The sequence below is a fragment of the Caulobacter sp. FV1ye13L genome, from assembly GCF_058681155.1.
In genome coordinates this window covers 3,776,852-3,790,827 of record NZ_CM178732.1, presented here as the reverse complement: position 1 = coordinate 3,790,827, position 13,976 = coordinate 3,776,852, and the positions used below count along the sequence as shown (strand labels likewise).

Annotated in this window: 10 protein-coding genes, 2 tRNA genes and 1 pseudogene; 10 read left to right on the top strand and 3 right to left on the bottom strand. The window is 67.8% G+C overall.

Annotated elements, in window-relative coordinates:
- Positions 1–107: 107 nt before the first annotated feature.
- From ACW176_RS18400 to ACW176_RS18390, 3 genes are read left to right on the top strand one after another with little or no spacing between them, the layout of a single operon-like run.
- On the top strand, positions 108–1,214 hold the full coding sequence (locus tag ACW176_RS18400) for an Rv3169 family protein (protein ID WP_492110149.1): 1,107 nt from the start codon (positions 108–110) through the stop codon (positions 1,212–1,214).
- Entirely contained in the window at positions 1,211–2,221 is a 1,011-nt protein-coding gene (locus tag ACW176_RS18395) for a phosphotransferase family protein (RefSeq protein ID WP_492110148.1), read from the top strand. The genes ACW176_RS18400 and ACW176_RS18395 overlap by 4 nt, the downstream gene beginning before the upstream one ends.
- Positions 2,218–2,649, top strand: coding sequence for a hypothetical protein (locus ACW176_RS18390; protein WP_492110147.1), 432 nt, complete (start codon positions 2,218–2,220; stop codon positions 2,647–2,649). Before ACW176_RS18395 ends, ACW176_RS18390 begins: the two co-directional genes overlap by 4 nt.
- A 2-nt stretch (positions 2,650–2,651) precedes the next feature.
- On the opposite strand, the gene ACW176_RS18385 is transcribed toward ACW176_RS18390, so the two are convergent.
- The 3 genes and pseudogenes from ACW176_RS18385 to rlmB all read right to left on the bottom strand — a co-directional run bounded on the left by ACW176_RS18385 (position 2,652) and on the right by rlmB (position 6,284).
- Positions 2,652–3,395: a TerC family protein gene (locus ACW176_RS18385; protein WP_492110146.1), complete on the bottom strand. Its 744-nt coding sequence runs from the start codon at positions 3,393–3,395 to the stop codon at positions 2,652–2,654.
- 41 nt (positions 3,396–3,436) lie between these two features.
- Positions 3,437–5,338, bottom strand: coding sequence for a stalk-specific protein StpX (gene stpX / locus ACW176_RS18380; RefSeq protein ID WP_492110145.1), 1,902 nt, complete (start codon positions 5,336–5,338; stop codon positions 3,437–3,439).
- A 108-nt stretch (positions 5,339–5,446) separates the two neighbouring features.
- Positions 5,447–6,284, bottom strand: a pseudogene (gene rlmB / locus ACW176_RS18375) (23S rRNA (guanosine(2251)-2'-O)-methyltransferase RlmB).
- A 170-nt stretch (positions 6,285–6,454) separates the two neighbouring features.
- On the opposite strand from rlmB, the gene ACW176_RS18370 reads away from it, so the two are divergent.
- The 7 genes from ACW176_RS18370 to ACW176_RS18340 all read left to right on the top strand — a co-directional run bounded on the left by ACW176_RS18370 (position 6,455) and on the right by ACW176_RS18340 (position 13,969).
- Positions 6,455–6,540 (top strand) — tRNA-Tyr (locus ACW176_RS18370).
- A 93-nt stretch (positions 6,541–6,633) separates the two neighbouring features.
- Positions 6,634–6,707 (top strand) — tRNA-Gly (locus tag ACW176_RS18365).
- A gap of 53 nt (positions 6,708–6,760) precedes the next feature.
- The gene (gene tuf / locus ACW176_RS18360) at positions 6,761–7,951 is read left to right on the top strand and encodes an elongation factor Tu (RefSeq protein ID WP_419319979.1); all 1,191 of its coding nucleotides are present in this window, start codon (positions 6,761–6,763) and stop codon (positions 7,949–7,951) included.
- Between the two features lie 789 nt (positions 7,952–8,740).
- Positions 8,741–9,562: a formate dehydrogenase accessory sulfurtransferase FdhD gene (fdhD, locus tag ACW176_RS18355; RefSeq protein WP_492110144.1), complete on the top strand. Its 822-nt coding sequence runs from the start codon at positions 8,741–8,743 to the stop codon at positions 9,560–9,562.
- The gene (locus ACW176_RS18350) at positions 9,562–11,841 is read left to right on the top strand and encodes an FdhF/YdeP family oxidoreductase (protein WP_492110143.1); all 2,280 of its coding nucleotides are present in this window, start codon (positions 9,562–9,564) and stop codon (positions 11,839–11,841) included. The genes fdhD and ACW176_RS18350 overlap by 1 nt, the downstream gene beginning before the upstream one ends.
- Positions 11,842–11,895: 54 nt before the next feature.
- Positions 11,896–13,044, top strand: a complete 1,149-nt coding sequence (locus tag ACW176_RS18345) for a GNAT family N-acetyltransferase (RefSeq protein ID WP_492110142.1) — start codon at positions 11,896–11,898, stop codon at positions 13,042–13,044.
- A 10-nt stretch (positions 13,045–13,054) separates the two neighbouring features.
- Entirely contained in the window at positions 13,055–13,969 is a 915-nt protein-coding gene (locus ACW176_RS18340; protein WP_492110141.1) for a transcriptional regulator, read from the top strand.
- The last annotated feature ends 7 nt before the right edge of the window (positions 13,970–13,976 follow it).

Genomic DNA, 13,976 nt, shown 5'->3' with positions numbered 1-13,976 from the left:
CTTACGCTCCGTCACTGTTGCAATCGCCCGGCGCGACCTTAACGTTGTTCACCTGTCCGTAAAGCCGCCCCGTCAGAGGGCCCGGCGCGGGCAGTTGGGAGGACGGCATGGCGCTCACCTGGGGTGATGACTATCCCATTCATCAGACGCCGGAACCGGTGGCCTATGCCGGCACCGATCGCAATTTCTACGATCGCTATTTCTTCAACGGCTACGCGCTCGACGGCGATGGCGGCGACCTGTTCTTCGCCGCCGCGTTCGGCGTCTATCCGCACCTGAACATCGCCGACGCCGCCTTTTGCGTGATGAAGGACGGCCGGCAGGTCAATCTTCACGCCAGCCGCTGGCTGCGCATGGAGCGGATGGACCTGAACGTCGGCCCGATCCGCATCGAGGTGCAGCAGCCGCTTCAGCGCCTGAAACTGACCGTAGAGGCGCCCGAGCATGCCATCCGCGCCGAGATCGTCTTTGAAGGTCGCGCCTTTCCGATCGAGGAGCCGCGCTTCATCCGGCGCAGCGGCCCGCGCACCTTCATGGACTACACCCGCCTGACCCAGAACGGCCGTTACAGCGGCTGGATCGAGGTCGATGGCGTCCGCTCCAGCGTCGACGGCTTTGTCGGCACGCGCGACAGGTCGTGGGGCGTGCGCCCGGTCGGCATGCGTGATCCGCAGGAGGCCGCGCCAACCTCGCCGATGCAGTTCTTCTGGCTGTGGTCGCCGTGCAATTTCGAGGACGGGGGCCTCTTCTTCCACACCAATGATGACGAACTGGGCCGGCCCTGGAACCGCAGGGCGCTGTGGCTGGCCGACGGCGGCCGGGAGGACGGGGAGGGCGAGTTCGAGCAGGCGGTCTGCGCCATCGACTGGCGCTCGGGAACGCGCCATGCCCGCGCGGCGAGCCTGGATCTGGGCGACGGCGGCACGGCGGTGATCGAGCCGCAGACCGAGTTCTTCATGCTGGGCCTGGGCTATGGCCATCCGGTCTGGGGGCACGGCCTCAATCACGGCGAACTGGCGGTGGAGCGCGAGGACTTCGTCACCGCCGACCTCGAACGCCGGATGCCGCATCATCTGCATGTCCAGGCGCTGAGCCGCATCACCTTCACCGACGCGGACGGCCGCGCCCGGGTTGGACGGGGCGTATTCGAGCAACTGGCGCTGGGTCCGCACGCGCCTTCGGGCTTCGCCTCGATCCTGGATGTCGCCCCATGACCCTGGCCGAGCGGCTTGAAGCCTATCTGACCCGCCATTTCGGTGCGCCCACCACCGTGCGGGACCTGTCGCGCATCCCTGGCGGCGCCAGCCGCGAGACCTATCGCTTCGACGCGATCGTCGACGGCGTTGTCCGGCCCCTGATCCTGCGCCGCGATCCGCCTGCCAGTCTGATCGAGACCGACCGCAGCCTGGAATATCTGGCCTTCCAGTCGTTCCATGACCGCGCGCCCGTTCCCGAGCCGATCGTGCTGGAGACGCAAGGCGCGGAGCTGGAGCGGCCGTTCTTCATCATGACCCGGGTCGATGGCGGCGCGGCGGCCTCGCCCTTCACCGTCCAGCCCTATGGCCCGCACGCCCAGGTGATCGGCGAGACCTTCTTCGCGGCCCTGGGGGCGATCGCGGCGACCGATCCGGCGGGTCTGCCCCTGGCCCAGGCCGCCGTTGCGCCCGAGCCCGGCGAGTGCTGGCGCGTGGCCCTGGATCACTGGGCCGCCGTGATCGAGGCCGACGAGCAGCATCCGCAGCCCATCGTCCGCGCCGCCATCCGTCGCCTTCGCCGCGCGCCGCCGCCGCCCGCGACCGCCGTGCGCGTGGTGCATGGCGACTATCGCACCGGCAATTTCCTGCATGACGGCCAGGGCAAGATCCTGGCGATCCTCGACTGGGAGATGGCGCATCTTGGCGATCCGCTCGAGGACCTGGCCTGGGCGATCGATCCGCTGTGGGGTCACTATGATGAGGGGCGCGTGGCGGGGATGATCCCGCGCGACGAGGCCTTGGCGATCTGGAGCCGGACCAGCAACCTGCCCGTTGATCCGGCCGCCTTGGCCTGGTGGGAGCTGTTCAGCGCCGTGAAGGGCCAGGCGATCTGGACCTCGGCGGCGCGGGAATACCGCGACGGCGGCTTCAAGGACCCGGTGCTGGCCATTTCCGGCTGGTACACCGCGCGTCGACACGATCAGATTCTGGCCGATGGCCTGATGCGTCTGGAGGGCCTGTCATGACCCCGAGTTTGCCTGACATCCTGGTTGGCAATTTCCTCTGCGTCGCCGAGCCGCCGCCGCCCGAATCCGCCGGCGAGTTCATGGCCGGCAAGGTCGGCGTGGTGGCCCTGCTGTCGCTGCTGGCCGCCCAGGAGGCCGAGCGCGGGCCTTCGGCGCGGGTGTGGGAGAACGCCACCCTGCGCGCGGTGCTGCTGGACGCCGCGCCGGTCTATGGCGAGGCCTTTGCCGAGGCGGCGGGCGCCGTCGACGGCGACTTCACTCTGGCGGCTCTGGACCGCGCCAACGCCACGCTGCGGCGGGCGCTGATCGCGCTGCACGAGGCCGTCGAGGCGGCTGGCGACACCGCACGCGACCACGCGATCCTGCGGCTCTATCGCGACATGTCCCATGCCCGGCGGCTGGACATGCCGCCGTTGCCGGGGCGGTAGATCTACTTTTTGTGCTTCATGTGATCGGCCAGTTCCTCGGGGCCGATGTCGATGAACCCTGGGGCCGAGGCATTGTAGGCCTCGGTCTTGCCCAGATCGATCACCACGCTGCGGTGGCCTTGCCAGATCATGTGGACGGCCACGTAGAGCACGATGGCCAGGCCGGCAAAGCCGATCCAGCGATGCTTGTGCAGCAGGCTGGCGATGGCCGATGCGGCCAGGCCCATCAGAACGATCGACAGCAACAGGCCAAAGACCATGACGCCGGGGTGCTCGCGCGCCGCGCCGGCCACAGCCAGCACGTTGTCCAGCGACATCGAGACGTCGGCGATCAGCACCTGGATGAAGGCCTGCTTGAAGCTCTTCACCGGGCGGGCGCGCGGTTCGGTCGAGGGGTCGTCGTCGATCGACGCGACGGCGTCGGCCTGATCGTGGGTGGCCTGCTCGCGCAGTTCCCGCCACATCTTCCAGCAGACCCAGAGCAGCAGCACGCCGCCGGCCAGCAGCAGGCCGATCACGCCCAGCAACCAGGTGGTGATCAGCGCGAAACCGATCCGCAGGACGACCGCCGCGCCCAGGCCATACAGGATGACCTTGCGGCGATCCTTGACGGCCAGACCGCCGGCCGCGAGGCCGACGGCGACGGCGTTGTCGCCCGCCAGAACCAGGTCAATCATCAAGACCTGCAGGAAGGCCATGAACGGGCCGTCCAGCCCGCCCGCCTGGGCAATCAGAGTGTCAAACATGACCCCTCATGCGGCAGGGCGGGCGGTGTTGCAAGCGCCACCTAGTGGTGGGCGTGCTCGAGTTCCTTGCCATGATGAGGATCATGGGCGTGATCGGTCTTGGCATGGCCGTCGTGCGCATGGTCGTCATGCCCGTGATCGGCGGCATGGTCGTCGTGCCCGTGTCCGTCGTGAGCATGAGCGTCATGGGCATGGTCGTCATGGTGACCATGATCGTCATGACCCGACACGGGCGTCGCAGCGGCCACCGGCGTCACATGAGCGACGTGCTCGGCCGGCGCATGCGGATCGGGGTGAGCCCCGGCATGCGGGTCAGCCGCGTGGCCGTGATCATCATGGGCATGGTCGCCATGGCCATGGTCGTCGTGCGCATGAGCGTCGTGGCCGTGGTCGTCGTGGTGACCGTGATCCTCATGCGCCGACACCGGCGAAGCGGCGGCTACGTGGGCGACGTGTGCGGCCGGAGCATGGGCGTCATGGGCATGGGCGTCATGGCCATGATCGGCTGCATGGTCGTCGTGCCCGTGAGCGTCGTGCCCGTGCCCGTGATCATCATGGCCATGGCCATGGTCGTCGTGACCGTGGCTGTCATGACCATGAGCATCATGGGCATGGTCATCATGGCCGTGGCTCACGGCCGTGGCGGCCGCAGCGCCGGCGGCGGCGGCGACCATCGGATTGACATAGGACACGTGCGCGGTGGTCGGCGCACCGTCGGCCTCAATCTCGTTACGACCATAGTCGGTAAGCGTACGGAACTTCCGGCGACGCTCGGCCTGGCTGCGGCTGGCCATGGCGTTGCGCGAAATGATCGCCAGGATAAGGACGGCCAGCAACACCAGAGCGCCGCCCAGAACCGACTTCATCGGGGTCTGGCCCAGGCCCGGCAGCACGACGTTGCCGTCGAGGCCCGGCAGGTTCAGCTTTGAAAGCAGACCCTCGGTCTTCTTCTTGGCTTCTTCCTGCAGCGGTGCGACGCGCTTGACGATCTCGCCCAGCGAGAAGGACTGCGCGGTCTTGGCGCCGTTCAGGTCGACGCCGAATTCCGACTTCAGCTGGCCCTTGGCCTCCGCGCCCGGCTTGACCTGCCAGGCGAAGGTGGTGGGCTCGCCGGCCTTGACGACGGCGGTCTGCTTGCCGTTCGGCGTGACCTCATAGCCTTCGCCTTCGAGCTTGGCATAGGCGCTGGTGTTGGACGCGGCCTTGCCCAGGCCCAGCTTGGCGGCCTGCGCCTTGATCATGTCGCCAAGGGTGGCGGGCAGCGACAGGGTCACCTGCCCGGCCTCGCCCTTGCCCAGGCTGTCTCCAGCAGCCAGGACAGCGCCCTTGGTGGCTTCCGGCGCGATGGCGGCCTGAAGCTGTTCGAGCTTGGTCGGCGGCTTGGTCGCGACCGAGGCGGGAAGGGCGGCGGCGGGAAGGGCGGGCGCGGGCGCCTTGGCCAGCGGCGCGACCGGCTTGATCGGCGCGACGGGTTTCAGAACAGGCGCTGCGGCCACGGTCGCGGGCTTGGCGGCGACCAGAGCGACCGGCTTGGCGACCGGCGCGGGCGTCACAGCGGCTCGGTTGGCCGGGGCGGATGAAGCGCGCGGCGCATAGCGAACGGCGCGGCGCTCCTTGGGGTTGGGGATAGGCCGCATGGCCGTCACCAGGGTCCCGTCTGGCCGACGCCAGGTCTTCAGCGTGGAGCTCTTGCTTGGCGCGGAGTCGACTGTGACGGCGACAGGCGGCTTTGCCGCAGTCGGCGCGCCCAGCAGTCCGTCGGGCGACGAGCCGGCGTCTGGCGCTGGCGGCGCGCCCATCAGATCAGGTGAGGTCTCGGCGCCCGAACCGGCCATGGCCGAGGGCGGTGTGGTGTCCACATCGCCCGCGCCGCAACCGGCAAGCACCAAGACGCTCAGCGCCGAAGCGCTTAGAGCCGCCAAACGCGTATTACGTCCAAACATCGGGTCCCCCGATCCCATGCCAGTATTTTCCGACGAGCAGCGCTCGCGGAACACTAGTCCGTAAGAGAAGCATGAGCGTGCGACGAAATCAAAACGGTTAAGCAAGATTCACGAACCGAATTCATCCACCGCGCGAAACTCGGGACGCCTCATAGAGCGCGATTGCCGCCGCAGCCGACACATTGAGGCTCTCAAACCCCCCTGGCATGGCAATTTTTCCCATGGCATCACAATGCTCTGCGACCAAACGGCGTACGCCTTCGCCCTCCGAACCCAGAACAAGTACGGTCGGAGTTCCATCGAGTACGTTATCGAGCGTTTCTTCGGCCTCGCCGGCCAGGCCGATGGCGCGCCAGCCCATGTCGGCCAGTTCCTCGAGCGCCCGTGACAGATTGACGACGCGGACATAGGGCACCTTGTCGACGGCCCCGACCGCCGTCTTGGCCAGCACGCCCGTCAGCGCCGGCGCATGACGGTCCTGCAGAATCGCCCCCCGCACGCCAAAGGCGGCGGCCGAGCGGAAGATGGCGCCGATGTTCTGGGGGTCGGTGATTTGGTCCAGCATGACGATCACCCCCTGGGCGGGCGAGCCCAGCTCAGCGATCGACAGCGGTTCGGGCTCGTCGATCTTCAGGGCGATGCCCTGGTGCACGGCGCCTTGCGGCAGCTCGCGGCCGATATCCTTGCCTTCCATGACCTGGACGCAGGGCAGTCTGGCCACATCCGGCGCGAGTCGTTTGGCCCGATCCGGGGTGACCAGAAGGCGCTTCGGAGCGGGTCTGGCGGGGTTCTTCAGGGCCGCCTCTACGGCGTGAGTCCCCCAGATCCAGTCCTTTGCGTCCTCGCCACCCTTAGAAAAGCTCTGCTTATTCCGAGGCTTGTGACTAAAATCACGTCCTGGCGCAGAAGGCTTCCGGCGGTCGTTGCGTTCGGAATGAGAGGACACTATAAGACGCGCTCCGATTTGGGGCCCTGAGGGTTTCCGCGAGCCAGGACGGCGCTGCTTTAGCACCGTCCGACCCAGCTCAAGGAAGCTTTTGTTCCTTTTTCGTGACGAGCGGTTCGCCGCTGGTTCTGGAAAGGGAAGGGTCGCACTGAGGTTGCTCAACGCGCGCTGGGGGAATGTCCCGAGTGGCAAAGGGGGGGGACTGTAAATCCCCTGGCGTACGCCTTCGCAGGTTCGAGTCCTGCTTCCCCCACCACGCGCGTTGAACGTCCTCATGGCGATCGAGATGGACGCCAAAGCCAGAGACCGGGAGCCGACCGCGACCCCGCTAGCCCGATGGGGTGTATGGGCGGGTATAGCACAGTGGTAGTGCAGCAGCCTTCCAAGCTGAGGATGCGGGTTCGATTCCCGCTACCCGCTCCAGCTCCCTATATAACGACCCACACTCATAGCCGCCGGCGCGCAAGGTAGAGACCATGGCCAAGGAAAAGTTCGAACGTAACAAGCCGCACTGCAACATCGGCACCATCGGTCACGTTGACCATGGCAAGACGACGCTGACGGCTGCGATCACCATCACGCTGGCCAAGACCGGCGGCGGCAAGGCGATGAACTACGCCGACATCGACGCTGCGCCGGAAGAAAAGGCCCGCGGCATCACGATTAACACCGCCCACGTGGAATATGAGACGGCCAACCGTCACTACGCCCACGTCGACTGCCCCGGCCACGCCGACTATGTGAAGAACATGATCACCGGCGCCGCGCAGATGGACGGCGCGATCCTGGTGGTTTCGGCCGCCGACGGCCCGATGCCCCAGACCCGCGAGCACATCCTGCTGGCCCGTCAGGTCGGCGTTCCGGCCCTGGTCGTCTACATGAACAAGGTCGACCTGGTCGACGACGAAGAGCTGCTCGAGCTGGTCGAGATGGAAGTGCGCGAGCTGCTTTCGTCGTATGACTTCCCGGGCGACGACATTCCGATCACCAAGGGTTCGGCCAAGGTCGCCATCGACGGTGGCAACCCCAAGATCGGCGAAGAGTCGATCCTGGCGCTGATGCAGACGGTTGACGACTACATCCCGCAGCCGGCGCGTCCGCTGGACCTGCCGTTCCTGATGCCGGTCGAAGACGTGTTCTCGATCTCGGGCCGCGGCACCGTGGTCACGGGCCGTATCGAAAAGGGTATCGTCAAGGTCGGCGAAGAAGTCGAAATCGTCGGCATCCGTCCGGTTCAGAAGACGACCTGCACGGGCGTCGAAATGTTCCGCAAGCTGCTGGACCAAGGTCAAGCTGGCGACAACGTCGGCGTTCTGCTGCGCGGCACCAAGCGCGAAGACGTTGAGCGCGGCCAAGTGCTGTGCAAGCCGGGTTCGATCACCCCGCACACCAAGTTCGTGGCTGAGGCCTATATCCTCAACAAGGAAGAAGGCGGCCGTCACACCCCGTTCTTCACCAACTATCGCCCGCAGTTCTACTTCCGCACCACGGACGTCACCGGGATCATCAAGCTGCGCGAAGGCGTGGAAATGATCATGCCGGGCGACAACGCCGAGCTGGACGTCGAGCTGATCACCCCGATCGCCATGGACCAGGGCCTGCGCTTCGCCATTCGCGAAGGCGGCCGCACGGTCGGCGCCGGCGTGGTTGCCAAGATCGTCGAGTAGTCGACCGATCTTCAGCGACAAGCTGATCTAAGCGAAGGCCCCGGCGGAAACGCCGGGGCCTTTTGCTTTGGGGGCTGAGGCTTCGCCGAGCCGTCCGGTGCGCACGGAACCCCTCTCTCTATGAGAGAGGGGTTCCGTGCGGCGGGTCTATCCCCGTGCGAGCACGGGGATAGAGGCCCCTCCACCCCAACAAAACCAAGGCCCTAACCGCCGCAACCACCGTCACGATCCACAATCGACGCAGCCCCCTCCAAAACGCCCGCATACTTCTCTTCGCCCCGTCACTGGGGAGGCCGTCCAGCTGGCGACCTGACGGGTGGCGGGGGCGGTTGTGCGGGTCGTGCTCGCCAAACCGTTGTCGAAGGACCCGCTCGGGTCTGGTCGGCGGAGCGTGGCTAGCCCCTCATCGGGGCGGCGGGCGCTCCGGACCGGGCTCTAGCCTCGCGGGACAAACCTTTGGCGACGGCGGCGAGCGCTCCAGGCGCGGGCTGAAATCGCCCGCGCGGTCCGGAGGGGTCGCTTCCCCTCCGCCCGCCTGGGGCCTCTTTCGGGAGCGGGTTAAAACCCCGCGCCCCGAGGGCTCATCGGATAACAGCCGCGCGGAGCGCTCCGGCCACGGCCGAAACGGTACTCCTCTACATACTCCTCCGGGCCTGGCCCGGACGCTCCGCCGCCTCCCCAACTTGCCGGTCAGACCGGCGAGGCTGCGAACCCGTGCGGTCTCGCTTTAGCGGCAGATTCCAGGATCAGCATTTGTCGTGACGGCGAGCCGCGCGGCGCGATAGGTTCATGACCATGCCGATGCCTTCCGTCACCCATCGCGCCGCCGCCCAGTGGCGCGCCGGCGCCCAGATCCAGCCGATTGAGCGCGCCGTGCCCGACGAGGTCGCGGTGGGGCTGTCGTTCAACGGCCGGCCCCACACGGTGCTGATGGCGACGCCGGCCGATATCGAGGATCTGGCGCGGGGCTTCACCCTGACCGAAGCCATAGCCGGCGCGGGCGACATCCTGGCGATCGAGGTCACGCAGGCGGAACTGGGCCTGATGGCCGACGTGCGGCTTGCCCCGGCAGCTGCTCCCCGCAAGGCCCGGCCCCGCACGCTTGAGGGGCGGTCCAGCTGCGGGCTGTGCGGCGTGCAGCGTCTGGCCGACGCCGTGCGGCCCCTGCCGCGAGTCGGCGAGGGCAGGGCCGTGGCGCATTCGGCGATCCAGCGGGCGCTGGACGCCCTGGCCGATACCCAGACCCTGGGCCGGCTGACGCGGGCGACCCACGCCGCCGCCTTCGCCGATGTGGAGGGGCGCATCCTGCTGTCGCGCGAGGACGTGGGCCGTCACAACGCCCTGGACAAGCTGGCCGGGGCGATGGCCGTGAGCGGTCTCGACGCCGACGCCGGCTTTGTTCTGGTGACCAGCCGCTGCTCGTTCGAAATGATCGAGAAGACCGTCCGCATCGGCTGCCCGATCCTGGTGGCGGTGTCGGCGCCCACCGATCTGGCCATCCGCAAGGCGGAGGAGGCGGGCCTGACCCTGGTGGCCCTGGCCCGGTCTGACGGCCACACGGTGTTCACCCGCGCCGACCGCCTGGTCGAAGTCGAGCTGGAGAGCGTCTGATGGCTGATCCGAAGATCCCGGGCGTCCGCGCCTATGACGGCCCCGCCGGCGGCTGGGGCGCGCTGAAGGCCGTCGCCGGCGCCCTGGGCGATCAGGCCACGGTGATCGAGGGCGGGCGCACCCTGCTGTCGGCCAACCAGCCCGAGGGCTTCGACTGCCCCGGCTGCGCCTGGCCTGATCCCAAGCACACCAGCTCGTTCGAGTTTTGCGAAAACGGCGCCAAGGCCGTGGCCTGGGAGGCGACCAGCAAGCGCGCCTCGCCCGAGGTGTTCGAACGCCACACGGTGAGCGAACTGCTGACCTGGAGCGATCACGCCATCGAGGACCTGGGCCGGCTGACCGAGCCCATGGCCTATGACGCCGCCAGCGACCGCTATCTGGCGATCGGCTGGGACGAGGCCTTCGCGCGGACCGGGGCGGCGCTGCGGGCGCTAGACCATCCGGATCAGGCCGAGTTCTACGCCTCGGGCCGGGCCTCCAACGAGGCGGCGTTCCTGTACCAGCTGCTGGGCCGCCGGTTCGGGACCAACAATTTCCCCGACTGCTCCAACATGTGCCACGAGCCGACCAGCGTCGGCCTGCCGGACTCCATCGGCATGGGCAAGGGTTCGGTGACGCTGGAGGATTTCGACCACGCCGACCTGATCCTGTGCTTTGGCCACAATCCCGGCACCAACCATCCCCGGATGATGGGAACCCTGCGCGAAGCCTCAAAGCGTGGCGCGGCGATCCTGGCCTTCAATCCGCTGCGTGAACGATCACTGGAAAAGTTCGCCTCGCCGCAGGACGCGATGGAGATGGCGACCCTGTCGTCGACGCCCATCGCCTCGGCCTATTACCAGCTGATCATCGGCGGCGACGCCCTGGCGGTGCAGGGCATGATGAAGGCGGTGCTGGCCCTACAGGCCGTGGATCGCGACTTTATCTCGGAGCACACCGCCGGCTTCGAGGCGCTGGTCGAGGCGCTGGACGCCCTGACCTGGGAAGAGATCGAGACGGGCTCTGGCCTGTCGCGCGCCCAGATCGAGGAGGCCGCCGGCGTCTATGCGCGGTCAAAGGCGACCATCCTCTGCTACGGCATGGGCCTGACCCAGCATCGGGACTCGTCGGGCACGGTGCAGCAGCTGGTCAATCTGCTGCTGCTGAAGGGCAATATCGGCCGGCCGGGGGCGGGGATCTGTCCGCTGCGGGGCCACTCCAATGTGCAGGGCGCGCGCACTGTCGGGGTGGCCGAGAAGCCGGGGGCCGCCCTGCTCGATTCCCTGCGCGACGTGTTCGACTTCGAGCCGCCGCGCGAGCATGGCCACACGGTGGTCGAGGCCATCGAGGCGATGGAGCGGGGCGAGGCGACAGTGTTCCTGGGCCTGGGCGGCAATTTCGCGGTGGCGGCGCCCGATCCGATCCGCACTTTCGCCGCCATGCGCCGGCTGGACTTCGCCGTCCACATCGCCACCAAGCCCAACCGCACCCACCTGCTGGTCGGCAAGGAGAGCCTGCTGCTGCCGTGCCTGGGCCGCACCGAGATCGACATCCAGGCCAGCGGCCGCCAGGCGGTGACGGTCGAGGACTCGATGTCGATGGTCCACGCCTCCAAGGGGCTGAACCCGCCGGCTTCTGAGCAGCTGAAATCGGAACCCGCCATCGTGGCCGGCATCGCCCGGGCGGTGCTGGGCGAGGGTGACGCCGTCGACTGGTCGGGGCTGGTCGCCGACTATGACCGCATCCGCGACCTGATCGCTCGCGTGTTTCCGGGCGCGTTCGATAACTATAATGAGCGCATCCGCATTCCTGGCGGTTTCCGCCTGCCGGTGCCGCCGTCGGATCGGGTCTGGAAGACGGCCTCGGGCAAGGCCAATTTCATGGCGCACGCGCCCAAGGCCGGCGATCCGCGTCAGGGCGATCCCGACGTGATGATCCTGACCACCCTGCGTAGCCACGACCAGTACAACACCACCATCTATGGCCTGGACGACCGCTATCGCGGGGTGTTCGGCCGGCGCGACGTGGTGTTCGCCAATCCCGACGATATCGCCGCGCGCGGCTTGTCGTCCGGTGATCGCATCGACCTGGCCGCCGCCTTCGACGCCGGCGGCCAGCGGTTGGTGCGCGGTTTCACCCTGGTGGCGCGCGACATCCCGCGCGGATGCCTGGCCGCCTATTATCCCGAGACCAATATCCTGGTCGATCTGGACGATCGCGACACCCGCAGCGGCACGCCGGCCTACAAGTCGGTTCCCGTGCGTCTCAGCGCGGCCTGCGGGGGCGAGTCGCTCAACTAAAGCGGTTATTAGGAAAGGTCGCTGTAACCTCCCGCAACTTTGGGAGAGCGGGCTTTGCACGACGGGGTTTCCGTGGAGGCGGTCAGGGTGTCAGAGCTGGGCGCGCCCGAACGCGCCCGGTGGAACGCCCTGCGTCGGGCCAACCCCGTGCTGGGCAGCCCCTATTTCGACCTTCGCTACCTCGACGTCGCCGGCCAGATCGCGCCCGGCGCGGCCATCGCCGTGATCCGGCGAGGCGACGAGATCGAGGGCTTCCTGCCGTTCCAGCGGCGCGGCGCCCTGATCCAGCCCCTGGCCGCGCCGATGAGCGACAGTCATGGCCTGGTCGCATCCGCCGACACCCGCCTGGACCTGGCCGATATCCTCAGAAAGCTCGGCGCCGAGCGTGCCCGCTTTGGCGGATTGATCGCTCCGGGAACGAACGAGGGGCGCGGGCTTTCGGTGCGCCACGCCATGGCCGCCGACGTCTCTGCCGGTTTTCCGGCCTATGAGGCCGGACGCAGCGCGGGATTCCTCAAGGACAAGCGCCGCCGGCTGCGGGCGCTTGAGCGTGACCATGGGCCCGTGCGTTTCAGTTTCGATGCGCCCACCGCCGCGATGCTGGACCGGATCATCGTCGGCAAGCGCCAGCAACTTCGTCGGACCCACCAGTACGACATCTTCGCCTGCGGCTGGACCGGCGCCCTGCTGCACCGACTGGCTCAGGCTGGGGAAGCCGACTTTGGCCTGAAGCTGGCGGTTCTGCGGGCCGGCGACGCGATCGTCGCGGCCGAGCTGGGCCTGACCAGCGGCGATCGCCATCACCTGTGGTTTCCGATCTACGATACGGCCTATGCGCGCTACTCGCCGGGCAGCCTGATGACCCTGGAGACCCTGCGCGCAGCAGCGGAGCAGGGGATTGCCCGGGTGGATTTCGGGCCTGGCGGCGAGGCCTACAAGCGCGACTTCGCCGAGCCGGCCGAGCCGGTGTTCGAAGGCATGATCCATACCCGTCCCCGAGCCATCGGACGGACCGGCCTTCCGGGCCTGACACGCCTGTCGCGTCGCTTTGACGGCATCATGGCCTGCGAGCCCGGGCTGGTGGGGCAGGTGCGGGGCGCTTCGTCCTTTGTCACGGCCATGACCCGTCGCCATCCGCGCGTCGGGGCGGGCGTCGGCCTTGGGGTCGGCATTGGTCTCAGTCTCACGCTCTTGGCCGACTAGGGAGTTTTCGATGTCCGATCTGATCGCCGCCTGGTCGCCCGAGCAAAAGAACGCCTTCGGCAAGACGCCCATCACCTTTCAGCACAGGCTTCTGGAGTCGCGTCTGTTTGAGGACGAGACCCTGGCCCGCGTGCTCGACGCCTATCCGGCCGAGCTCTACGACATCAACCTGTTCGACTTCGACGCCGACGGCCAGCACACCATGCGCACCGGCGCGCGGGGGCGGCGCTCCGGCCAGGAGGTGCTGGAGGGCGTCAAGGAAGGCCGCATCTGGGTGCAGCTGCGCCGGGCCGAGTCCTGGTATCCGCAACTGGGCCCGCTGATCGAGGCGGCGTTCGCCGGGATTGCGGGTCAGGCGCAGGGCTTCAAGCCGATCCAGCTGAATGGCCAGCTGATCCTGTCGGCGCCGGGCGCCAAGGTGCCGTTTCACGCCGATGCGCCCGGGGTTGTGCTGTTCCACCTGCGCGGCCGCAAGCGGATCTGGATCTATCCGCCCGACGAGACTCACATGCCCCAGAAGGGCATGGAGAACATCCTGCTCAAGCAGCAGACCGAGGACCTGCCCTACCGCCGGGAGATGGACGCCGCCGCTCAGGTCTTCGACCTGGAGCCCGGCCTGGCCGCCGCCTGGCCGCTGCATGCGCCGCACCGGATCGAGAACCTCGGGACGTTCAATGTCTCGTTGTCGGTGGACTATCAGACCTGGGAGTCCCGCCTGATCAACGGCGCGCACTATGCCAATGGCGTGCTCAGGCGCTGGGGCATGCCCGTGGCGGCGATGGACAAAACCCCGGCTGTGGCGCGGGCGGGCCTGTGGGCGGCGTCTCTGGGCCTGAAACGCGCGCGTCTGGTCGAGGACCGGATCAAGGGCTTCGAGCGCAGTTTCGAGCTGGGAACGGACGCTCCGTCTGAAGCGCGACCTTGAGGCCGAT

Bases quoted from the DNA above. Each gene is read 5' to 3' on its own strand.
- stpX (WP_492110145.1), bottom strand. From the start codon at position 5,338: ATGTTTGGACGTAATACGCGTTTGGCGGCTCTAAGCGCTTCGGCGCTG.
- ACW176_RS18395 (WP_492110148.1), top strand. From the start codon at position 1,211: ATGACCCTGGCCGAGCGGCTTGAAGCCTATCTGACCCGCCATTTCGGT.
- ACW176_RS18340 (WP_492110141.1), top strand. From the start codon at position 13,055: ATGTCCGATCTGATCGCCGCCTGGTCGCCCGAGCAAAAGAACGCCTTC.
- ACW176_RS18385 (WP_492110146.1), bottom strand. From the start codon at position 3,395: ATGTTTGACACTCTGATTGCCCAGGCGGGCGGGCTGGACGGCCCGTTC.
- ACW176_RS18400 (WP_492110149.1), top strand. From the start codon at position 108: ATGGCGCTCACCTGGGGTGATGACTATCCCATTCATCAGACGCCGGAA.
- tuf (WP_419319979.1), top strand. From the start codon at position 6,761: ATGGCCAAGGAAAAGTTCGAACGTAACAAGCCGCACTGCAACATCGGC.
- ACW176_RS18350 (WP_492110143.1), top strand. From the start codon at position 9,562: ATGGCTGATCCGAAGATCCCGGGCGTCCGCGCCTATGACGGCCCCGCC.
- fdhD (WP_492110144.1), top strand. From the start codon at position 8,741: ATGACCATGCCGATGCCTTCCGTCACCCATCGCGCCGCCGCCCAGTGG.
- ACW176_RS18390 (WP_492110147.1), top strand. From the start codon at position 2,218: ATGACCCCGAGTTTGCCTGACATCCTGGTTGGCAATTTCCTCTGCGTC.